Raw genomic sequence first — 22089 nt, 5'->3', positions numbered from 1 at the left:
ATGTCACTGTTGTTCTTGCTGTCGCCGCTGTGCATAGTGCCACTGGCCATGGCGGACGAGTTGAATGTTGCACCCAAAGCCTGCGCCACCAGCAGTGAAGCACTTCCCTGCCGTTTCAGTATTTCGGTACATTACCAAACAGATACAGAGCAGAATCTGTGTCTGTGGCTTAAACATGAAGCAGAGCCCCGTCGTTGTTACACGGGGCTGAAAGAGCTCAGTGAAGAACTCTCGCTGGCACTGGAAAAAGATGCCACCATCGAAATCCGGGACATGAATTCCCGCGTACTGCTTTCAACCCAGGTGTCGGTGGTCTTGTTTCAACCACCGCAAAAACGCAAACGCAGGGGGCTGAATTGGGATCTGCTGTAAAACACAAACTGCTGCTGATTGAAGACGACTTGCCCCTGGCAGAACTCATTGTGGATTTTCTTGAGGCCGAGGAGTTCAGTGTTATCCATGCCGAGTCCATTGAAGAGGCCTTTACCAAAAGCCAGGGGCAGAACATAGAGTTGGTGCTCTGTGATGTGATGCTGCCCGGGCAGGATGGCTTCAGCGCCTTTCCGACCTTATCCAAAAAGGTTCCCGCACCCATTATTTTTATGACGGCACTGGCCGCACCGGAAGATGAAATCTTTGGCCTGGAGCTCGGCGCTGCCGACTATATCAGCAAGCCAGTGGTACCCAACCTGCTGCTTGCCCGCATTCGTGCCCGGCTCAGTCGTCCGCCATCGCCCCAGAGCAACAGCCAGATTTGGGAGCAGGATGGCCTCATCCTGCACAAGGCACATCAGCAACTGTGCTTTGCCGATCAGAATTACCCGCTGACAACCCAGGAAACCGAGCTAATGTGGGTCTTTGTGCACCATTTGGAGCAGGTATTGAGTCGTGAATACCTGTTTGAGCAAATCATAGGCCGTGAATACGATGGCCTTGACCGTGCCATGGATCTGAAAATTTCGCGCCTGAGACGTAAACTGGAAAACATCGGCATCCCGGGCCTCGCCATTCGCACGGTGCACGGCCGGGGCTATCTGCTGAGCTTTGCGACCGACGAGATATGAAGCCTCAGCTTATCCGGCTGTTTGTTCTTATCATCGCCTCCTGCGCCTTTATTGTTTGGTCCTTTAACCTTATCTACAGTGCGTCCGACGAGGCATATGGCTACAGCCTCGATGCCGACGCTCTATTAAAACAGGGGCGTTTGGGGTTTCGTGAACTGCAGCCGGGCAGCATTGCTTTTGCCCCTGAACTGCAGACCCGTCTCGACAATGGCGACGTCATTTCCCTCACCCATCAGGATGGCAAAGAGTTTTATTATCTGCGTCTGGACAGTGGCCATATTCGGGAAATGGGCCCCGTTAATCCCCAGGCGCAGCACAGCCAGCTAAACACCCTGATCCCACTCCTCTACGCTTCACTGGCACTGGCGATTCTTCTGCTTATCGGAAGAGTGTTCAAAGATTTAAGCCTGCTTCAGTCACAGGCGCTGAGTTTTGGTGCGCACCCCAAGCGAATCAAAACCGGCATCAGCCAACGATCGGCGATTTATCCCTTAGCCAAGGGGTTTGAAACCATGACGGGGCAAATTGTCGATTTTTTGGAGCTGCACCGGGATCTGTCGCGGATCATGTCCCACGAGATCCGCACGCCGCTGTCGCGGATGCGGTTTGTGCTGGAGTTGGCCCGGGCGCAATTGTCTGAAAAACACAGCGCCCGGCTGGAAGAAGATATCAATCAAATCGAGGCCCTGACCAAGAGCTATCTGTCGTTTGCGCGGGTTGAGCACCAGCAACCCAGTCAACATCGCCAGTGGGTGAATGCGCCTGAATTTATCAAAGCCGTGGCAGATAACTTTGCCGTATACGCCCCCAAATACAACGTGCACTGCCAGGTGGACTGCGCCCTCAGTAACGATAAGGTGTTGATTGACCCGCTGAGCATGGACCTGGCCAGCCAAAACCTGATAGCCAATGCTCTGCGATTCGCCAGCGGCAATATCAAGCTGACCCTGGTCGCAGAAACCCGCCATTGGCGGCTAACCGTTGAAGATGATGGCCCGGGCATACAGGAGCCGGGCAAAGACTTGCGCCAGGCATTTCAGCGGGGGAGTAAACAGCAAAGTGCCGGATTTGGCCTGGGCCTCTATATCGTGCGCAAAATTGCCATCTGGCATCAGGGCAAACTGACAGTGGAAAACTCGGCCGAACTTGGCGGCGCCGCCATCAGTCTGCGCTGGCGCAGGCCGCTTCCTTGAGCAGCAGACACAGCACCTCAAAGTGGTCACTGTGGGGGAACATATCGAACAGCTGTACCCGGGCAATGCGATAGCCTGAGATCAGGGCCAGATCTTTAGCCAGCGTCTCTGGGTTGCAGCTGGAATAAATAATGGCTTTTGGACCAAAGGCCGACAAACGCTCACACAGCTCCTCACCTATACCCCGGCGCGGTGGATTCACTATGATGACCTCAGGCACTTCCTGTGCCTGCTGACCCATGGCAAAGTCGGTGGAATCCAGCGCTGCAAACGCCAGATTATCCAGTCCCATGGCCGCTGCCGAGGTTTTGGCGCAGTCGATGGCTTCGGCTTCAATCTCAATGCCTGTCACAGGCAACGACGCACTGGCACAGTGCAACCCAAAGCCGCCAACACCGCAAAAAAGATCCCACAGGCTCTTTGGCTTTAATTCTTCGACCCACTTGGCCGCGGTGGCGTACAAACTCGAGGCCACCTCGGGATTGGTTTGGAAAAAGCTTTTGGGGCGGATAAAGAGTGGTACCCCGTTAAAGACCTCATCAAGGCGGGTGACTTGGGTAAGAAAGATTTCCTCTTCACCTTCGAGCCTTGCCATGTGCACCGGTTGCAGGTTCACCGAGACCACCTTGATGGCCGGGTAATCGGCCATGAGTTTAGGCAGTTCACGTTCGATACGGGGAATGGCATCCTTGCTTCTGAGCACAAATCGCAGCATAAACTCACCGCGCACGGCGCTGCGGGTCAGCAAAATAAACTTAAGCTCGCCCCTGGCTTTATCGACCCGGTAGGGAGGAATGCCTGCGCGGCGCACAAAGGAAGTGAGCTCAAGCAAGAGAGCCTGCATGTCTCGTGGATAGAGGGGGCAATGGCTAAGGTCCACGGGTTGACCATCGGGACCCGGAATACCCAGTACAGGGGCGTGGGCAGCGCCCATAACCACCATTTTCGCTTTGTTGCGAAAACCAAACTCAGGACCGGATACCGGAGCCAAACGTTCGTCTACCTGCAGATTGCCCAGCAGATGGGTGAGCCTGGCTTCTTTCTCCAGCAATTGCTCACTCACAGGCTTGGGCATCAGACGGCACGACTGACAGAGTCCCCGGTTGAAATAGTCACAGCTCACGTTCGGCTCCCACATCGAAAAACGGCGCACACTTTAGCCTGTTTGCGCCATAAAATCATCCCGGTTCACCGGACGGCTGAGGGGCAACTTATCCACATCGGCAATCGCGGTCCTTTCTCCCAGTTGTGCCCTCACCCAGCCAAGGACTTCGGCGGCACTGCTGCGAAAGGTGGTCAGCTTGCCGCCGTACAGGCTAAGCAGTCTGGGGTGAGAGCGGCACGTGTGCATCAGGGTGTCCCGCGGGGCGTGAAAGGCATCACCGCCACTGCGGGGGAGCACCCTGACCCCACAAAAGGTATCTGTGACTTTTTTCTCCAGTTCATCCACTCCACCGGCGTTGGGAAAATAGTGCGCGTAGAGCGCCAACAGGTAACGTTTTTCGGCTTCGGTGACCACGGGCTTGTTGTCCAAATGGGCCAAACGGGTTTCGGTGGTACCCACCAGGGTTTTGCCGTACCAGGGCATAACAAACACCACCCGCTGGTCGATGGGAGACTCAAGGTAAAGCACACCGTCGACAGGCGGAATGTCCAGCAGCAAGTGCGCCCCCTGCACCCAGTCAATCTCCAGCGCCGATACACCTGGCGTCACCCGCTCAAGCAGCTGATTCACCCAGGGGCCGCAGGCGTTAATGACCACACTGGCCTGTATTTCATGTTGCAGTCCGTGCTGCGTGAAACTCACCTGACAAGCATCACCACTGTGCTCGATGTGCCCCACTTCAGCCCATTCAAACACGTCAGCTCCGAGCAGGGTTGCACTGTGCGCAACCGCCTCACACAGCAGCCTGTCGTCAGTTTGCGCATCCCAGTATTGGAATACTGCCTCAAGCCCCGAGCTGTTTAATCCCTGTAACCTGGACCACTGGGTCTGGCTCAGGGTTTTAAAGCGTCCGAGGGCATCGAATTCGCTCAGGAGTCCATACAGGGACAAGCCCGCCCTGATGGTGAGCGCGCCGCGGCGACTGTTGCGGTAGACAGGAAAATAAAAGGGGACGGCCTTCACCAGAGAGGGCGCCAGCCGTAGCAGTGCACGGCGCTCTTTCAGGGATTTGCGCACCAGGTCCAACTGCATTGTCTCGAGGTACCTGAGCCCACCGTGGATGAGTTTACTGGAATTACCGGAGGTCGCTTCGCCTATCCGCTGCCGTTCAATCAGGGCCACCGAATATCCGGCCGCCGCAGCAAACTGAGCTATGCCCACGCCTGCAATACCGCCGCCCACCACCAGCACGTCCACTCGCTTCATCCTAGGATTCCCGCTCCAATAACTTGGCCGCTTTGTCGCACAATCTTTTCAGCTCGGCCAGTTCTTCCAGTCCGGTCCCCACCATGCAGCGCATTCTGTCGGGAATATCCCGGGCACCGCGTTTGAGGAGCCTGCCATCGTCGGTTAAATGCAGCACCCTGACTCTTTCATCGTGCTCCGAACGGCCACGGCTGACCAGGCCCTTTTGTTCCAGGCGTTTGAGCAGTGGCGTCAGGGTACCCGAGTCCAAATGCAGGCGCTCACCCAGCGATTTTACGCTGAGGCCTTCTTCTTCCCAGAGCACCAGCATCACCAGATATTGGGGATATGTCAGTCCAAGCCCATCCAACACGGGACGATAGGCGCGGATCATCGCATTACTCGCCCGATAGAGCGAAAAGCAGACCTGTCGGTCCAAAGCCAGAGTATCTTGCACCTGAAGCCTCACATCGATTTATATTGCACACAAATTAGTTGTGTTATAGCAAAAAAAATGACCCTATGGCGAGCCAATTTCAGTGAAAAATTACAAATTGTCTCAGCCAATTTACTGACACCCAAACACCGAAAAGAGAGACAGAGACAGCCAGGTTGCGGCGTTGGTTTTCTGACGTTTTTTTCGAAACTGAAACCACCCTGTTTGCCTCTGTCTACAAATTGAATTCCGCTGGGCTTTCCCTTACAGTGGCAGGCCTAAAGAACCCAGGATTTACAGGATTTTGTTCTTTAAAGGTGAAGGATGCTGAAACATATAACTATGATAATAAGCCTTGCAGTTTTTGGCGCCAGCGCCAGCTGTGAAGGCATTACAGAGCTCGGTGCTGTGAATTTCGACAAAAACAGCTCCTACTTCGATGCCGCGGGCACTGCCACCCTGAAACAACTGCTTGAAACCCAACAAACCAGTGCCGACACAGGTAATGGTTATCTGTTGCTCGAATTTGCATTCAATCGCAATGCCGGTGACGATGAGCTGCAAAAATACAATATGTGGCTCGCCGAGCGCCGTATCGAGCGGGTAAAAAGCTACCTGACCAACGCAGGCTTTGGCGCTGTGATGGTAAGCCGTATTCGTACTGCGGTGGATACCGAAAGCCGCGCCCTGGCATTGAAATGGTGCAAGACCAGTGATGAAGACCAAGGCCAAATGTTGGCCGATGCCTCCGTCGCCGAACACCGTCTTTGAAATCAAAGACCTTTCGGTGACCCCAGGGGCATCTTGATCTCAATTCCGGTATTTTTCTGATGTGTTTTGCAGTTTTGAAAGCATGATTTAATCCGCCATGGGGATTTCAGTAAAGTAGAGTCAGAGGTTTTGTCTTTGCTTCCCACCTGAGGTGGGTCTGGAGGCCCTATGGTCCGCGCAATCTTGCTTTCATTACTGATGCTATTGTCTATTCCGGCATTTTCAGCCACTGAAGATCTCACCACATCACCGGTTTGGCATCAGACAGATGCCGACGGCAAGCCTGTGGTAAAGCTCTATTTTTTCTGGTCCAAGACCTGCCCCCACTGCGCCGAGGCCCATCCTTTTATCGATGCACTGCCAGAGCAGTATCCCTGGATTTCCCTCGAGTCTTATATGATCACGGCGCCCGGTGCCCGGGAAAAATGGCAGGCCGTCGCCAAGTCCACCGGCTCAGAGGCACGCTCTGTGCCCTATTTCGCCATTTGCGGTAAGGCCAGCGTGGGCTACAGCAGCGCCGAGGTCACAGGCCAATACCTGCTTGGCAGGCTCAAGGAGTGTTATCGCAGCCTCGGTGGTACAGTCGGTGACGATGGCCCCGCGATAACTCCTGCATCCAACACACAACAGCCGCTCTTTGGTACCTGCAGCTCCGCCGGTGAGGCCGGCACCTGCGATCTGGGTGAAGAAGCCGCCAGCTCCGATGTACAGCCGGTCGAATTACCCTTTATCGGCGTTGTCACACCGGACCAGCTATCCCTGCCACTGCTGACCCTGGTGCTGGCCGGCGTGGATGCCTTCAATCCCTGCGCCTTTTTCGTGCTGCTGTTTTTGCTGTCCATCATGGTTAACGCCAAGAGCCGCAGTCGAATGCTGGTTGTCGGCGGCATTTTCGTGTTCTTCTCAGGCTTTATTTACTTCCTGTTTATGACCGCCTGGCTCAACATGTTTGAACTGCTGGGCGCCGATGGGGATGGTGGTAACATCATTCTCGCCGCCGGTTTGCTGGCGCTGGTGGCAGGTACCATCAACGTCAAAGAATTTTTCTTTGAAAAGGGCGATGTCAGTCTGTCGATGTCCGCCGAAAAACGCACAGGGCTGATTAAACGCATGGGCAAGCTGTCCAGTGCCAGCTCCATGACTGCCATGATCCTGGGCACCACAGTGCTGGCCATCCTCGCCAACGCTTACGAGCTGCTCTGCACCGCCGGCTTCCCGATGATTTATACCAGTGTGCTGGCCATGCACGAGCTGCCCGCAGCCGAGCGGTATTTTTATCTGGTGATGTACAACGTCGTCTACGTGATCCCGTTGGCGCTGATAGTGCTGGTGTTTGCCCTGACACTGGGTAAGCGCAAACTGAGCGAGAAGGAGGGGCAAACCCTCAAGCTGATGTCTGGCATCATGATGGTGGGCTTGGGTGGCATGCTGGTACTTGATCCCACCTCACTGCAAAATGTGGTGCTGGCGGTGGCGTTGATCCTCGGTTCCATCGGCATTACCAGCGTGTTGATTATTGGGCGAAAGTTACTTACCGCCCGTCAAAGCTGATGCCAAAGGCGCCATGTTCCGTTGCAATGAGCCCTTGCAATGAGCGACCGTAGCGCTAAAGTTTACTGCATGATGGCCGATAAGCCGGTATCGACCACATGCAGTCTGGAGGAGTTTTCCGTCGATGAGCATCAACAGCATTGAACCCAATCTGAGCCACGGCGCCATTGGCGTGAAGGTGGCACAACTGGCGAAAGATCAGCAAAAAGTGGAAGGGCAAATCGCCGTCGACCTGATTGCTGCAGCCACCGCGCCTGCCCCAAAGGCAGAACCCGTTGGCAACATTGGCCACAATATAGACACCACCGCCTGACCGTCAGCGTTCAATGCGGGAGGCAATGGCCTCATCCAACAGCGCCTGCTGCTCTCGAGCCAGGCGCTTTTGTTTTTCGGCCGCTCTTTCGTCCATATACTGCTCTACCTGCGCCTCACACTGACGCCGGTCACCATAAGGGTCAACAGGATCCCTGTCGGTTCTAAGCTCGCACAACATCTGGGCACAGCCCCCAAGGTTTAAAAGAATCAGTGCCAGTAATAAGCCCATTCGCCAATGTCTCACACGTCCCCCATCATCAGGTTACCTACAGATGCTCACTAAATAGCATACTGTGACTGTATCCACACTGACTCAGCTCATCCCTGCAACTTGTTATAGAGCACTTACAACTTGAATTGGGACGTCGCGCTTTGCAGCTCTTCGGCAAACTCAGATAACTCAGAGGAAACCTGATGCACCTGATCCAGAATATTCAGGGTTTGTTCGAAAGACGCATTCATATCAACCACATTATCCACCACCCTGGAGGCCACCTGAGACTGCTCATCGGTTGACCTGGCAATGTGGGTGTTCATGGCATTGATACTGACAATTTGTTCCTGAATGGTCTTGAGCGCCAACCCCGTCTTTTGGGCATGCTCCTCGTTTTCACTCGACTTGGACATAGCCACTGTCATGGTACTGACAGATGATTCGGCGGCGCCTTTGAGCCGGGACAGTACCTCACGAATTTCCTTGGTGGCATCAGCGGTTTTCGATGCCAGGGCACGCACTTCATCTGCGACCACCGCAAAACCCCGCCCCTGCTCGCCAGCCCTCGCCGCCTCAATGGCCGCATTCAGTGCCAACAGGTTGGTTTGCTCGGCAATGGACGTGATGACATTCAGTATCGAACTGACACTTTCCGTATCTTTCGCCAATTCATTAATGGCATTGGCCGCATGTTCAATTTCGCGGTTCAACTCCAAAGAGATGTCCATGGTGCGTTGTACCACTGCCATCCCGTCCATGGCTTCACGCTCTGCTATTTGCGCCGCATCTGCTGCCTGACTGGCATTATGGGAAATATCAATCACCGACAGGCGCATCTCTTCCATAGAGGCCTGAACGGTTTGAGCATCATGACTCTGACGCTGGGTAGCGCCCGTTGCCGTTTCCATCTTGTCTTTCAAATCATGGGCATTCTTGAGCAGCGGCGACGTGACATTCACTACCCTCTGGATAGAATCGGCCAGGAGTCCCAAAAAGCGATTGAAGTTACTGGACACCTGCCCAAGCTCGTCGCGACTGCTGGCGGGTAGTTGATGTCGCAAATCCCCCTTGCCATCGGCGAGTTCACCAAGGGAATGGGCCACCCCTTTGGCACTGGCGCTGATTGCACGGGCGATGGACATGGTCACTATGGCCATAAACAGCAGCAGCACAACCCCCACCACCATGGTTAGCCAGAGGCTGTTTTGCGATCTGTCGGCGGCCTCCTTGATGGTATTTTTGAACTCCAATACCTTGGCCTGCTTGTATTGCTGCACATGACCCAGCAGGGCTTCATATACAGCGGACTTTTTCTGACTGATGGCACCTATGTTGGCCATATCTGCAGAACCATCCAACATGCTCTTTGCCAAGCCAGAGGTTATCTGGTTGTAATTGGCGAGCTGCGACTGCATCTGTCGAAGCGTGTCGGTCTCTTTTATGTCTGAGCTCTGCAACAGCGTTAGGTTGGCCGCCAGGTTTTCATGCAGGCCGCCTGCTTGCTCCAACAGGTCTTCATCGGCAAATGACACCGCCTGGGTGTATACCTCCTCGAGCCGCTGCACCAACATCAAATTTTGGTTGGCCAGTTCAACCCGCTGGTAAATCTTCTCTTCCATAAATCCCAGGGTTTCACGATTTTTATTGATAGAGACCAGACTGATAGCCAGGTTCACCGCAAAGATGATCACAGAAATGATGAAGATGACACCGACTTTTTTAAAGATGGGAAGGTTATTAAACCATGTCATAGACAGCCCCTTAAAAGGGGTGCCGATCTGAGTCGGCACCGCCAGTTAGAACTCGGCAACCACCTTTACCGAGCCATTTACCTGACTACTATCAATATAGCCAATAATGTTGGGATTGGAGGACACCAGTCCCAGTACCTCTTCGGCAGTGGTCACTTCCTTGGGGGGAGTGCCCTTTCCTGTAAAGACCTTCTGTGACCAGTATGACTTGAGTTGACTGGATGACTTACCCAGTACATTGGTATCGAAGGCTTCCCTGACAGGCCCGGACTCTATGTTCACCGGCACGGCCTGACTGCCGCCGGGAAAGGACTTGGTTTTGCCCAGATAAATATTCTCAATCGCCTTTTTATCAATAGTGTCGCCATTACCTGGATGCACTATCACGGCTACCCCGGCCCAGGCCTGCATGGCGCTCAGGCATAAAAGGATGGCAGAAATCACGGTTTTCATGGCTCTCTCCTAAAATACCAGGTCTACACCCAGGCTGATTGACTTGGAGTCCCCGGCAACCCGCCAGGAGTCGTCGGTACCGGCCCCGGTTCCGTCGTCTTTTACATCGTCATATTGGATTTTAAAGGCAGCCGATGGGTGGAAATCCCAGCGAAGCCCCACGGAAGTGGTGTTGTGGATTTCACTGCCATCATCAAAGTCGGAATAAGAGACAAAAGGCATAAAGTCTTTAATGCGATAACCCAGAGTCACCAAATAGGTATCAAGATCCGAGTCTTGGAGGGTCAAGCGATTGACTTCAGTCAGCACCACCAGATTGTTCCAATCGATGTTGACCGACAAACCATAAAATTTTCCATCACGTTCGGTTTCACCGTCCCACTCCACCTGTTCACCACCGATGAAGCGCTCGTTGGTGTACTGCATATGGGTGAGACGTATATCCAGCCATTCATAGTTAAGCTGCACCACCACGCCACCTATGTCTTTCCAGATTTCCCGGGTGGACTCGCCGAAAAAGAATTCCGACAACAGCTTGTTGGGCTCATCATCTTCGCGGCCAAAATACACCTGACCTGTCAGCGTCCAATCCCCTATCAGGTAGTTATAAAGGGCACTCACGCCTGTGTAGTTAAAAATCTGCCAGGTGTAATTGTCTGCGGGTGGCCTAATCCAGGGATAGGCGTAGCCCACATCAAAGAAATCGCTGTAGTAGTAAAGCGGCAGGCGTTTTTTACCGGCTTGTAATGTCCAGTGTTCGTTCAGCTCATAGGACAGATAAGCCCACTCAAAGCTGGCAGAGAAGTCGTCTGCGCCCCGGGAGACGATTTGCGCCGTAGCGGAAAGTCCGTCCAGAAGGTCAGCAGAAATTTGCAGGCCAAACAGGGTGTCGGGTTCAAAGCTGAACTCCTCTGTGTAGGCACCCACCAGGGGATAATCGGCCAGGAAGGTGGGTTCGAGCCCAAACTCTTCCACCCCACTGCCTTCCAACACCTTGCCACCGACCACAGAGGCAAACCCGGATATATTAATCTCGGCCAACGCCGGTGCAGAGAGCAGCAGCGTACCAAGACAGATAGCCAATTTGTGCTTCATACAAAACCCTTTATTTGTCAGGTGTATCCGACTTTAAGCTTAGGCTTGAGCAACAAATTGACAACTTTTTGACTAACTTTTATGAACAAAATCAAAAAATGCCTGTCTAACCCGCCATCTCCCCTACTGGCGATGTTGATTGTACGTAGCGGTTACGACCATCCTCTTTGGCCCGGTAAAGGGCCGCATCACTGGCCTCCAACAAGGCTGCCGCATCCATTCCCCGCTGCCACTGAACCAAGCCCTGAGAAACAGTAATATGCGCAGCAACCTGAGAATCAGGGTGAGGGATGGCCGCTTTAGCCAGGAGTTTTGCAATACGATTGGCCACTTCCACCGCACCTGTTAGCGTGGTTTCTGGCAGCAGCACCGCAAACTCCTCACCGCCATAGCGCACCGCGAGATCCCTGGGTCTGGCCGCCACATCAGACAAGAGTTGCCCCAGTTGCCGCAGACAATCATCACCGGCCTGATGCCCGAGCGCATCATTGAGCCGTTTGAAAAAATCGATATCCAACAGAATAAGGCTTAACGGATGCCCGGTCCGGGTCGAGGCCCGAATTTCCTGATCCAGAATTTCATCAAAATGGCGCCGGTTACTGAGCCCGGTAAGGCCGTCAAGCAAGGCCATGCGGCGAAAATGCTTCACCAACCGCCGCTTTTCCACATTGCGCCGCACGGCTTTTTGAAACCATTTAAAAATCACCCGCTGGGCGCTCATGATGATCAAAAACATAAACAGGCTGCGCATCACGTTGAAGTAAATGCTTTCCGGGTAGACTTCGTAACGATAGAAAGCCGAATAAAGTAAAAAAGGCGCTACCGTAGCGGCAGTCAGCTTTATGCTGGGAAAGAGCGCCACGGCCATGGCGAGACTGAGCACATCGCTGAGTGTTTCGATTCCGGGCAACACTAAAAGCCCAGAGCTTCGCAGAAACGACATGGATATCAACCAACTGATGACCAGTACCGCTAAAAAGAAGAGGTTCCAACCAAGACTTCTCGACCAGGAGACCCTGGTAAATCTGAGCCCCAGATGTAACAGGCAAAGCGTCCCCGGCAGCAACATCATGGTAAAAGCGGTATCCAACCCCAAATCCAGTCCGGGATCCAATGCGATATTGAGGCCAACAGCAGTCAGCAGCACCAGGCTGGTAAAACTCAACCATTGAAAGCTTGCCAGCATGTACTGGCGCGATTCGTCCTTGAGCGCTTCATCAAACGACAGTGATTCTTTATCCACTCAGATTTCCGATACTTACGAAGATGATTGCATGACTATAGCATGTGCTGCGCGCCATTCTAGGTGTACACAAGCATGAAGAAGTGACAAAAAAGCCGGCAAGAAGCCGGCTTTTACTGTGGTGGTTATCAGGCTGCTGCTGAAGTATCCGCCTCACTGTGGCGAATAAGGTAATCAAATGCACCAAGGCTTGCAGTAGCGCCGCTGCCCATGGCGATGATGATTTGCTTGTAGGCCGAATTGGTCACATCGCCTGCGGCAAACACACCGGGCAGCGAGGTTTGGCCTCGCTCATCCACCATGATTTCGCCGCGAGGGGTCAGATCCAGCGTGCCCTTGAGCCACTCGGAATTGGGCACCAGACCAATCTGTACGAAGATACCTGCCAATTCAACACTGTGCACATCACCTGTGGCTCGGTCAGTGTAGACCAGGCCGGTTACCTTGTTGCCATCCCCCACCACCTCGGTGGTTTGTGCCTGGGTGATGATGTGGATATTCCCCATAGAGCGAGCCTTGCGAACCAGCACCTCATCGGCGCGCAGCTTACTGTCGAATTCCAGCACAGTCACATGCTCAACAATATTGGCAAGATCGATAGCGGCTTCGATACCCGAGTTGCCGCCACCAATCACGGCAACGCGCTTACCCTTGAACAGCGGGCCATCACAGTGAGGACAGTAAGCCACGCCGCGGCCACGGTATTCTTTCTCGCCGGGCACATTCATTTCGCGCCAGCGGGCACCGGTAGCAATCAGCACGGTTTTACCCGACAGCACAGCACCATTGGCCAGCTCCACCTGATACAGACCGTCTTTGGTCAGCTTCAGTGCCTTCTGGTTTTCCATCACATCCACATCGTAATCGCGAACGTGGGCTTCCAGACTCGCCACCAGCTTGGGGCCTTCGGTGGCTTTCACCGAGATAAAGTTTTCAATGCCAACGGTTTCAGTCACCTGGCCACCAAATCGGTCGGCAACCAGACCGGTACGCAGGCCTTTACGGGCCGAATAGATGGCGGCAGAGGCACCGGCGGGGCCGGCACCCACGATCAGCACTTCATAAGGGTCTTTCTCGCTCAGGGCATCGGCTTCCCGGGCTGCGGCCTGGGTATCCACCTTGGCGAGAATTTCCTTCAGGCTGATACGCCCCTGAGAAAAAAGTTCGCCATTGAGGAACACCGAGGGTACGGCCATGATCTGCCGTGACTCCACCTCATCCTGGAACAGGGCGCCATCAATCATGGTGCTGCTGACGTTCGGATTCAGCGCAGCCATCATGTTCAGCGCCTGCACCACATCCGGACAGTTTTGGCAGCTCAGCGAGATGAAGGTTTCAAACTTCAGCGTCTGTGGCAGTGCCTTGATTTGTTTAATAACAGCCAGATCCAGCTTGAGTGGATGACCGCCAGAGTGCAGCAATGCCAACACCAGTGAGGTGAATTCGTGGCCCATGGGCAAACCGGCAAAACGAATGTCGGTTCCCTGAGCATTGGTTACCTGCATCTCAGGGGTGCGCTCGAGCCTGGCCTGGGTCACTGAAACCAACGGAGACAAGGAGGAGATGTCATTGGCCAGGTCGAGCAATTCCTGAGATTTTTTGCTGTCATCGGCAGACACCACGAGTCTGACGTCTTGCCGTAGATTTTGCAGATAGGTCTTAAGTTGCTGTTTCAAATCCGCGTTTAACATGGTGGCTCCAGATGCAAGCAAAAATAAATAACGGGGAGAAAAAGCTCCGGGCCAAATCAGGGGGGAGGCCCGGAGCAAGGGGTGATGCGGGTTAAACCTTAGATTTTGCCAACCAGGTCCAGAGAAGGCGCAAGAGTTTCATCACCTGGCTGCCACTTGGCTGGGCAAACTTCGCCATCGTGGGTAGCAACATACTGGGCAGCCTGAATCTTACGAACCAGCTCGCTGGCGCTGCGGCCGATGCCCAGGTCGTGGATCTCAGCTACTTTTACCTGACCTTCTGGGTTGATGACGAAGGTACCACGCAGGGCCAGACCTTCTTCTTCGATCATCACGCCGAAGTTACGGCTGATGATACCGGTTGGGTCAGCCACCATCGGGAATTCAATCTTGTTGATGGTGTCAGAAGTGTCGTGCCACGCCTTGTGGGTGAAGTGAGTGTCGGTAGACACTGAGTAAACTTCAACGCCCATGGACTGCAACTTGGCGTAGTGATCAGCCATGTCACCCAGCTCAGTAGGACATACGAAGGTGAAGTCGGCTGGGTAGAAGAACACCACAGACCACTTGCCCAGCAGATCCTGCTCGGTCACAGGTACGAATTCGCCCTTGTGGAAAGCAGTGGCTTTGAATGGCTTGATGGTGCTGTTGATGATTGATTGAGTCATGTTTTGCTCCTTTATAAACAAACGCTTGGTTCAGTGAATTTGTCAGGGCAACGGCTTGGCGCCCCGTCGATGGAGAGCATAGTAGCCAATGGAATCAATCATTGATAACGGATAAAAACTATCACCTTAATCGGTTTTTTATTTGAACCAATCGAAAAAAGGGAAAACAGTCGTTTTCCCTTTTTTCGTTACGGATCAATCAGTGGCGGGTCGTGGCAGTATCAATCGGCACTCTGCCCGGCCAGCCAATGGCTGAGTAAACGCACCCCAAAGCCGGTAGCTCCGGCTGGGCTCAGCGGTTTTTCCGATGAGGACAGGGCATTACCGGCAATATCCAGGTGCGCCCAGGGCACATCCGCGGCGAAGCGCTTGAGGAACATGGCGGCAGAAGACGCGCCGGCACTGCCTTCGGCACCGGTGTTTTTCAAATCCGCGATATGGGACTTGAGTTCATCGCCGTAGGCCTTATCCAACGGCAAGCGCCAGAGCTTCTCACCCACGGCGGCGCCGGAGGCGGTCAAACCTGACACCAGAGCCTCTTCATCACTGAAAATACCCGCATACTCACGCCCCAGGGCTCGCACCTTGGAGCCGGTGAGGGTTGCCACGTCAATCAGCACCCTTGGCTGATAATGGGTTCTGGCATACCACATGCCGTCAGCCAGAATGAGCCTGCCCTCGGCATCGGTATTCATCACTTCCACTGTCAGGCCCTGCGCGGTACGCAGCACATCGCCCGGACGCAGGGCATCACCGGAAACCATGTTTTCAGCCAGCGGCAACACGGCCACCAGATTCACCCTGGCCTTCTGCATCGCCATGGCTTTAACCGTACCCAAAATGGCAGCTGCGCCGGCCATGTCTGACTTCATATGAGAGATGGAATCCCCCGAAGCCTTAATGTTGTATCCGCCCGAGTCAAAGGTAATGCCTTTGCCGACCATGGCGATGGGCGCCCCCTTGGCGCCTTCCCAGTGAGCCACCACAAGACGGGGGCCGCTTTCGCTGCCCTTACCGACACCAGCCAGGGCGCCCATACCCAACTTTTCTATACCTTTGGCATCCAGCACTGTCACCTTAACGCCCAGGCTCTTGAGCTTACGGGCCTCGGCGGCAAAATCTTCCGGGGTCATATCTCCTGCGGGGGTATTCACCAGATCCCTGGCAAGCACCACTCCTGCATCCACCGCAGCCAGGCGGGCATATTCGGCGGCTGCAGCTTTGGCATCCGACAGCGCGAAGCTGAGGTCACGCTCATCCTGCGTCTTGTCGGTATAGCGACCAAACTGATAGCGTTTCAAATCAAAGCCATGGGCAACTTCGGCGGCCAGATTGGCAGCGTCCGGAGTGCCTTCGGCAATCAGGGTGATACGGGTGTCTTTGTGAGCCGCGAGCTTGTCGGCGAGCTTCGCACCCAGAGTATTGAGTTCGCCATCGGTCAACTTGCCATCACCCAGCCCCATCACCAGGATCCGGTTAAGTTGACTACCGGCAGGGGCCAGCACTTCCAGCATTTCCCCTTCGCCACCGTCGAAACCATTTACCTGCATGGCACGCTCAAGGTGGGTGAGACTGCCGTCGCTCAGCACGCGCGCACCGGGAAAATCAGTATCCTTAACCTTAAACAGCACCAGAGTTTCGCCACTGGCAGTCAGCTCGGAGGAGAAGTTCACCTTGTCGGCCACTGCGGGCAATGATAGAAAAGAGGCGAACAGCAGAGCAAGAGTGGATTTAGAGGTTTTCAGCATGAGAACACACCTTGTTATTATGGGACTGGCAAGAATAACAAAGGAGTATTCGGGGGGTAACCCGACCTTACGCCGGGTTAACAGAGGCTTACAATTTTCAACGTCCGCTTAACCAGACCGTCAGTCCAGCCAGGGGCCAAATCCCAACGAGGCCTTGCCGACATTGAATTCCAATTTGGCCGACAATTCGGCCCGGGCTTGTTTCAGGCCTTCTTCTTTCAGCACGCCCGGCGTCAAGGTGGCAAATACCACCCAGTTACCGCCACTGCTGAGACTGCCATACACATCGCAGAAGTGTTGCTGCAGTTGCTCGCGGACATCACTTCTCTGACGGTGTTCTTTCCAGCAATTGAGCACCAACATACCACCCGGTTTAAGCAGCCTCACACAGCCCTGAATAAAGCTCGCGGTGAGCTGCTTGGCATCGACGCCGTCGGCGCCGTAAAGATCAGCGAAAATAATGTCGACTTTTTTATGCTCGGCGTCGCTGACAAAAACGGCGGTATCGGCCTCAATCAGATTGAGCTTTTTACCCACGGGGAGATAAAAATATTTCTTTGCAATATCAATCACCTCCCCCCTAAGCTCTACCGCTGTTAGCTTAAGCGCACCGTCAAAGCGTCGCAGGGCATGCACCAGAGCGCCGCCCCCCAAACCCAGAACAATGGCACTCTTGGGGCTGGAAAACATCAGCGACTCCAACATCACCTGCACATAGGAGTGTTTGGGCACGTGGGGCGTTTTTTTGTTGAGTTTGCTTTGCTCATCGTTGTCGCCAAAGGCAAGAATGCGCGACTCGCCATTGTCGAGTACCCGGATAGGGCCAAGGGCATCGGAAGTTTGATAGATAACCGAAAAATCAGACAAAATTTTACATCCCGGCCGCTGAATGGCCCTTCACTGGTCCCGGTGTGCCCCTTTAGAATAGAGAGCTTGTACCGAGGTGTTTTCAAAGGGCTATTATGACAAACCAAATACTGCTTGCCTGTTTTTATTTGCTAGCTTTTTACATTATTCAGCGCAATCTCAAGCGGGTGATCAATGCCCTGGCCGAAAAGAAACAGGTCAGTGCCGCCAGAACCAGTCTTGTCAGCCGCTTTTTAACGGCGGTATTGTTTTTTATCACACTCTCACTGATGGCCGTGTCGGTTGGGCTGGGTTATCACGATGTCGCTCTCTTTGTGTCATCCGCATTTGCCGTGCTCGGGGTAGCCCTGGTCGCTCAATGGTCCATTCTCAGTAACCTGACTGCGGGCGTGTTGATCTTTTTTGTGTTCCCCTACCGCATTGGCGATCGCATCAAGGTGGTGGACAAGGATGAAGATATTCGCGGGGTTATTCAGGAAATTGCCCTTTTTCATGTGCTTATTCAGCGGGATGACGGCAACCTTATTACTTACCCCAACAGCCAGATTCTGCAAAAATCGGTGATTAAGTTGCTGAACCCCGAGGTTTATGACAACAAGACCCTCGACGCCAAGGCCATAGAAAGCAAGACAATAGAAGCCAGGACTCAGGAAACCCAATCCCTTGAGACCAAAGCCACTGAGACCAGATCTGTGGCTATCAACGCCGAAGATGCGCAGGAAGAGAGCACCAAAAAAACAGTTGAGCAAAAACCACAACCCAAGGCGCCCTAACCTGACCGAAAAGCACAACTGTGCAAAACAGACAGAAAGAAAAAAGCGGCCCTGATGCCGCTTTTTTCTATTAGAGGGTTCGCTGAAACAGGGCGATAGCGCTTTGGTACATCTCCAGCGCCAGGGCCGGGTCATGGCGGGCATCACCGTCCCGCATAAAGGCATGTTCGGCGTTCACTTCGAGCCAGCTGTGATTAACCCCATGCTGCTCCAGATTGTGCTGGATGAGCCTGCGGCCCTCGCCTGGCACGTGGGGATCTTGTTTGCCAAACACCATATAGAGTTCGCCGCGAATATCGCGGGTGCGACTGAGGGAGTCATTGCCCGGCTGACTGGGTATGGTGCCCGAGTGAATATCGGTGGCATACAGGCAAAAGGCCGCTGCTACATCCGGATTAACCGCGGCGCGATACGCCAGATGACCACCGATGCAAACACCCATGGCGCCAATTTTGCCCTGACACCATGGCTGCCGGCGAACAAAGTCCACCATGGCTACTGTATCAGAGTCGTGGCTCTCAAGGGGCTTGGTGGCCTTGTCGCTGTTGCCCTTATCTTTGCCCTCATCATCGTAACCCAGCACAGTACCGGCGGGGTTCAGCTCGTGAAAGATTTCCGGTACCAGTACCACAAATCCGTGCCCTGCAAGCACCGTGGCCATGCGGCTGATGGGCGCCGTTTCCTGAAAAATCTCAGAATAAAACAAAATGGCGGGAAAACTGCCGGGCCCTGCGGGTCGATAAACCCGAGTGCCCATGGGGCCGGTGGCAGTATTGATAATATGGTGTTCGGCACAGACGCGCATCGGGACCTCCTGGAATTGAAACTGCACTCAATCTAGCAAGCCCCGCTGCCGCTGTCAGCGCCGGGTATCAGAAAAGTTCGTTGCCGCAGCGCTCACCGGCCAGGGCTTTTTGCACATTGGTCAGGGTAGTGGTCGCAATGGCGCCGAGCGCTTCTTCGGTCAAAAACGCCTGGTGACCAGTAAAGACCACGTTATGGCAGGCCGACAGGCGGCGGAATACGTCGTCCTGAATGACTTCGTTGGACTTGTCTTCGAAAAAGAGTTCTTTTTCGTTTTCATACACATCGAGCCCGAGGGCGCCAATCTGGCCAACCTTCAGCGCCTCCATGGCATCAAAGGCATTCAGCAGGCCACCACGGCTGGTGTTGATGACCATGACACCCGGCTTCATTTTGGCAAAGGTCTCAGCGCGAAGCAGGTGGTGGTTTTCCTTGGTCAGCGGGCAGTGCAAGCTCACTACGTCACACAGTTTCAGTAATTCATCCAGCGTCAGATAGGGCACTCCGAGGGCTTCCACCGCTGCACTGGGGAAGGGGTCAAAAGCGACCACCTTACAACCAAAGCCCTGCAGGATACGAATGGTCGCAAGGCCAATCTTGCCCGTGCCTATTACGCCAACGGTTTTACCGTGCATGTTAAATCCCACCAGCCCTTCCAATGAGAAGTTGGCATCGCGGGTGCGCTGGTAGGCTTTGTGAATTTTACGGTTCAGGGTCAACATCAGGGCCACTGTGTGCTCGGCGACTGACTCGGGCGAATAGGCGGGTACGTTGACGACCGTCATGCCGAGACGTTTGGCTTCGTCCAAATCCACATTGTTGAAACCGGCGCAGCGCATGGCGATTACACGGGTACCGTTGCCATGGAGTTCATTAAGGACTTCAGCCGACAGCTCGTCGTTTACAAAAGCACAAATCACTTCAAAGCCGTACGCCAGCTTGATCGTTTGCATGCAGAGTCTTGAATCAAAATATTCAATATGGGCACCGAAACTGGCATTGGTGCGGTCAAAGTGCTGCATGTCGTAGTGTTTGGCGCTGAAGAATCCGATTTTCATGGTGGGCGTTCCTGGAAAAAGCCTGAATGGCCGCAGTGTAAGCCAAAATAAGCCAACTGTCGTCGCGCAAAGGGTGACGTGGATCACCTTTAGTTAAAGTCCGGGATAAGAAAAAGGCGGCCCTATTGGGCCGCCTGAGACAGGGTGTAATCACACCCACTCCGTGCTAAGGGAGATCAGTTGTCTTTGGCAAACTTGGCCGCTTCCGCACCTGCGATACGACCGAAGGTCACGATATCGGAGATGGCGTTACCGCCCAGGCGGTTGGCACCATGCACACCACCAGTTACTTCACCGGCGGCGTACATACCCTTGATGAGCTTGCCTTCTTTGCCCACGACCTCGGCCTTGGTGTCAATCTTCACACCGCCCATGGTGTGGTGAACAGCCGGGGCCACTTCGATGGCATAGTAAGGCGCGCTCGCCAGCTCGCGAGGCATGTCGGCGCGTTCGAACTGCTCGTCTTTGCCGCTCTTCACAAAACCATTGTAGGTACCTATGGTCTTTTCAAGCTCAGCGGCAGGCATACCCAGCTTGTCGGCCAGCTCCTTCACTGTTTTGCCTTCGTTTACAATTTTGAGGTGCACGTAACCCTCAATTTTGCTCAGACTCTTGCGTACAGAGTCATCGAAAAGCAGATACGCGCTCTCACCTTTCTGCGCCAGGATCGCAGCAGATGCCTTGTCGCGGGTGGTGATTTCGTTCACGAAGCGCTTGCCTTCGCGGTTAACCAGAATAGCGCCATTACCACGCACGGCCTCGGTCACCATCACACCGCCAACAGGGCTATAGGTGGGGTGAGCCTGAACGTATTCCAGATCCACTGTGTCGGCACCCGCCTGGGTGGCCACATCCAAACCGTCCCCTGTGGCACCGGGGTGGTTGGTGGCTTTAAAGCCTTTGAGTTTGGCATCGTATTTGGCAACGCGATCGTTGTTCTTGGCAAAGCCACCGGTGGCGACCACCACGGCATCGGCCTTAATCACGTAGTAACCTGTATAGGCACCCTGCACCAGCACACCTGTCACCTGACCGGCGCCGTCTTCTAGAATGCGAACTACACGGCTGTTAAGGCGGATATCGGTATCGCGGGCCACGGCAGCATCCCAGAGGACCTGCGCCACGTGCGCACCCACACCGGCACCACCAGTTGGGCGGTGACTGCGGTTAACGCTGGCGCCACCCATGCGGCCAACGTCATTCATGTCTGCGCCCAGGGCAGTCAGCCAATCAATAGAATCGGAAGAGTTGTTGGCCAGTACTTTTACCAGCTCAGGATTGTTGATGTTGCGGCCACCTTTCATGGTGTCGTCAATCATGATCTGCTTTTTATCAACAATGCCCAGTTTGGACTGAGGCTTGGTTTCGGCGGCATTCATACCACCGGCCGCAAGCTTGGTGTTACCACCGGGAACGGGTTCTTTTTCAAGCACCACGACCTTGGCACCGGCATCGCGGGCAGAAACAGCGGCCGCAAGCCCGGCACCACCGGAACCTATGATGACCACATCTGTGGTTTCACGGGGACCTGCTGCTATGGCCTTATCCTGGGCGGCTTTATCCGCGTCCACAGGAACAAATTTGCGCTCCCACTTCCCGGCGAAGGGAATTTCATAGCCGAAGTTATGGCAAGCATCACAGTAAGTCACTGACTTTTCGTGGCCTTTGTGGCAACTGGTACAGGCAATATCACCAATCAGGTGTGATTTGTGGGGAGAAACAATGCCTTCGCGCTCCCCTTCCGCCACTTCAGTAAGGCTGCCGTGGCAGCTAACGCATTGACCGTTTTCAAAGGTCAGATTGTCGTTGCTGGGGCCTTTGTCGCTTTGGTGACAGCTGTCACAACCGTTATCACCGTGGAAATCGGCCAGGTTATCGGCTCCCGCCCATGCAGTGCCCGCCATGATCCCGGAGATCAGTGCCGCCAGTACCGTTTTTTTCATCGCTCCAGTGAACATAAGTGTTCCTCCAAAAAAAACTACTTATAAAGAGGTATTTTTATGGCGTGTTTTACACTTAATTACTGTTAATATTCGGAGCAAAA

General features: G+C 54.1%; 21 protein-coding genes and 1 pseudogene. 7 read left to right on the top strand and 15 right to left on the bottom strand.

The window, feature by feature from the left end:
• From K0H63_RS03550 to K0H63_RS03540, 3 genes are read left to right on the top strand one after another with little or no spacing between them, the layout of a single operon-like run.
• Complete coding sequence (locus tag K0H63_RS03550; protein ID WP_220066752.1) at positions 1 to 372, top strand: DUF3019 domain-containing protein; 372 nt, start codon at positions 1 to 3, stop codon at positions 370 to 372.
• On the top strand, positions 357 to 1064 hold the full coding sequence (locus tag K0H63_RS03545) for a response regulator transcription factor (protein ID WP_220066751.1): 708 nt from the start codon (positions 357 to 359) through the stop codon (positions 1062 to 1064). Before K0H63_RS03550 ends, K0H63_RS03545 begins: the two co-directional genes overlap by 16 nt.
• The gene (locus tag K0H63_RS03540; protein ID WP_220066750.1) at positions 1061 to 2257 is read left to right on the top strand and encodes a sensor histidine kinase; all 1197 of its coding nucleotides are present in this window, start codon (positions 1061 to 1063) and stop codon (positions 2255 to 2257) included. The genes K0H63_RS03545 and K0H63_RS03540 overlap by 4 nt, the downstream gene beginning before the upstream one ends.
• Here the strand turns inward: K0H63_RS03540 and rlmC are convergent.
• Genes rlmC through ohrR form a run of 3 tightly spaced genes read right to left on the bottom strand, consistent with a single transcriptional unit; the run spans position 2226 to position 5064 of the window.
• Complete coding sequence (gene rlmC / locus K0H63_RS03535) at positions 2226 to 3395, bottom strand: 23S rRNA (uracil(747)-C(5))-methyltransferase RlmC (protein ID WP_220067798.1); 1170 nt, start codon at positions 3393 to 3395, stop codon at positions 2226 to 2228. The genes K0H63_RS03540 and rlmC overlap by 32 nt on opposite strands.
• Positions 3396 to 3413: 18 nt before the next feature.
• The gene (locus tag K0H63_RS03530) at positions 3414 to 4628 is read right to left on the bottom strand and encodes a glycerol-3-phosphate dehydrogenase/oxidase (protein ID WP_220066749.1); all 1215 of its coding nucleotides are present in this window, start codon (positions 4626 to 4628) and stop codon (positions 3414 to 3416) included.
• Between the two features lies 1 nt (position 4629).
• Positions 4630 to 5064 carry a transcriptional regulator OhrR gene (gene ohrR / locus K0H63_RS03525; RefSeq protein WP_286670262.1) on the bottom strand — a complete coding sequence of 145 codons (435 nt, stop codon included), beginning with the start codon at positions 5062 to 5064 and terminating at the stop codon, positions 4630 to 4632.
• A 321-nt stretch (positions 5065 to 5385) separates the two neighbouring features.
• Between ohrR and K0H63_RS03520 the strand changes: the two genes are divergently transcribed.
• The 3 genes from K0H63_RS03520 (at position 5386) to K0H63_RS03510 (ending at position 7678) form a co-directional block, all read left to right on the top strand.
• On the top strand, positions 5386 to 5814 hold the full coding sequence (locus tag K0H63_RS03520; RefSeq protein ID WP_220066748.1) for an OmpA family protein: 429 nt from the start codon (positions 5386 to 5388) through the stop codon (positions 5812 to 5814).
• 168 nt (positions 5815 to 5982) lie between these two features.
• Entirely contained in the window at positions 5983 to 7365 is a 1383-nt protein-coding gene (locus K0H63_RS03515; protein ID WP_220066747.1) for a TlpA family protein disulfide reductase, read from the top strand.
• A gap of 124 nt (positions 7366 to 7489) precedes the next feature.
• The gene (locus K0H63_RS03510; RefSeq protein ID WP_011758743.1) at positions 7490 to 7678 is read left to right on the top strand and encodes a hypothetical protein; all 189 of its coding nucleotides are present in this window, start codon (positions 7490 to 7492) and stop codon (positions 7676 to 7678) included.
• A 3-nt stretch (positions 7679 to 7681) separates the two neighbouring features.
• On the opposite strand, the gene K0H63_RS03505 is transcribed toward K0H63_RS03510, so the two are convergent.
• The 9 genes from K0H63_RS03505 to K0H63_RS03465 form a co-directional block, all read right to left on the bottom strand.
• Positions 7682 to 7909 (bottom strand): hypothetical protein, encoded by a 228-nt coding sequence (locus tag K0H63_RS03505; RefSeq protein WP_220066746.1) that lies wholly within the window; start codon positions 7907 to 7909, stop codon positions 7682 to 7684.
• 116 nt (positions 7910 to 8025) lie between these two features.
• Positions 8026 to 9645 (bottom strand): methyl-accepting chemotaxis protein, encoded by a 1620-nt coding sequence (locus K0H63_RS03500; protein ID WP_220066745.1) that lies wholly within the window; start codon positions 9643 to 9645, stop codon positions 8026 to 8028.
• Between the two features lie 45 nt (positions 9646 to 9690).
• A complete protein-coding gene (locus K0H63_RS03495) occupies positions 9691 to 10098 on the bottom strand; it encodes a type 2 periplasmic-binding domain-containing protein (RefSeq protein ID WP_220066744.1) in 408 nt (135 codons plus the stop codon).
• A gap of 9 nt (positions 10099 to 10107) precedes the next feature.
• On the bottom strand, positions 10108 to 11193 hold the full coding sequence (locus K0H63_RS03490) for an OprO/OprP family phosphate-selective porin (protein WP_220066743.1): 1086 nt from the start codon (positions 11191 to 11193) through the stop codon (positions 10108 to 10110).
• A gap of 106 nt (positions 11194 to 11299) precedes the next feature.
• Positions 11300 to 12436 carry a GGDEF domain-containing protein gene (locus K0H63_RS03485; RefSeq protein WP_220066742.1) on the bottom strand — a complete coding sequence of 379 codons (1137 nt, stop codon included), beginning with the start codon at positions 12434 to 12436 and terminating at the stop codon, positions 11300 to 11302.
• A 128-nt stretch (positions 12437 to 12564) separates the two neighbouring features.
• Positions 12565 to 14127: an alkyl hydroperoxide reductase subunit F gene (gene ahpF, locus K0H63_RS03480; RefSeq protein WP_220066741.1), complete on the bottom strand. Its 1563-nt coding sequence runs from the start codon at positions 14125 to 14127 to the stop codon at positions 12565 to 12567.
• A 98-nt stretch (positions 14128 to 14225) separates the two neighbouring features.
• Positions 14226 to 14795: an alkyl hydroperoxide reductase subunit C gene (ahpC, locus tag K0H63_RS03475; protein WP_011758735.1), complete on the bottom strand. Its 570-nt coding sequence runs from the start codon at positions 14793 to 14795 to the stop codon at positions 14226 to 14228.
• Between the two features lie 221 nt (positions 14796 to 15016).
• Positions 15017 to 16543 (bottom strand): leucyl aminopeptidase, encoded by a 1527-nt coding sequence (locus K0H63_RS03470; protein ID WP_220066740.1) that lies wholly within the window; start codon positions 16541 to 16543, stop codon positions 15017 to 15019.
• Positions 16544 to 16663: 120 nt separating this feature from the next.
• Positions 16664 to 17410 carry a spermidine synthase gene (locus K0H63_RS03465; RefSeq protein WP_220066739.1) on the bottom strand — a complete coding sequence of 249 codons (747 nt, stop codon included), beginning with the start codon at positions 17408 to 17410 and terminating at the stop codon, positions 16664 to 16666.
• A 95-nt stretch (positions 17411 to 17505) separates the two neighbouring features.
• On the opposite strand from K0H63_RS03465, the pseudogene K0H63_RS03460 reads away from it, so the two are divergent.
• Positions 17506 to 17982: pseudogene (locus K0H63_RS03460) on the top strand (mechanosensitive ion channel family protein); the annotation flags it as partial.
• A 271-nt stretch (positions 17983 to 18253) separates the two neighbouring features.
• On the opposite strand, the gene K0H63_RS03455 reads toward K0H63_RS03460, so the two are convergent.
• The 3 genes from K0H63_RS03455 to fccA all read right to left on the bottom strand — a co-directional run bounded on the left by K0H63_RS03455 (position 18254) and on the right by fccA (position 22003).
• The gene (locus K0H63_RS03455; RefSeq protein ID WP_220066737.1) at positions 18254 to 18988 is read right to left on the bottom strand and encodes a dienelactone hydrolase family protein; all 735 of its coding nucleotides are present in this window, start codon (positions 18986 to 18988) and stop codon (positions 18254 to 18256) included.
• 67 nt (positions 18989 to 19055) lie between these two features.
• The gene (locus tag K0H63_RS03450) at positions 19056 to 20045 is read right to left on the bottom strand and encodes a 2-hydroxyacid dehydrogenase (protein ID WP_220066736.1); all 990 of its coding nucleotides are present in this window, start codon (positions 20043 to 20045) and stop codon (positions 19056 to 19058) included.
• Between the two features lie 176 nt (positions 20046 to 20221).
• Positions 20222 to 22003 (bottom strand): fumarate reductase flavoprotein subunit FccA, encoded by a 1782-nt coding sequence (fccA, locus tag K0H63_RS03445; protein WP_220066735.1) that lies wholly within the window; start codon positions 22001 to 22003, stop codon positions 20222 to 20224.
• Positions 22004 to 22089 lie beyond the last annotated feature (86 nt).

It is taken from the genome of Shewanella zhangzhouensis, assembly GCF_019457615.1.
In the GTDB taxonomy this organism is placed as follows: Bacteria; Pseudomonadota; Gammaproteobacteria; order Enterobacterales; family Shewanellaceae; genus Shewanella; species Shewanella zhangzhouensis.
This window is presented reverse-complemented; position numbering and strand designations above follow the sequence as displayed.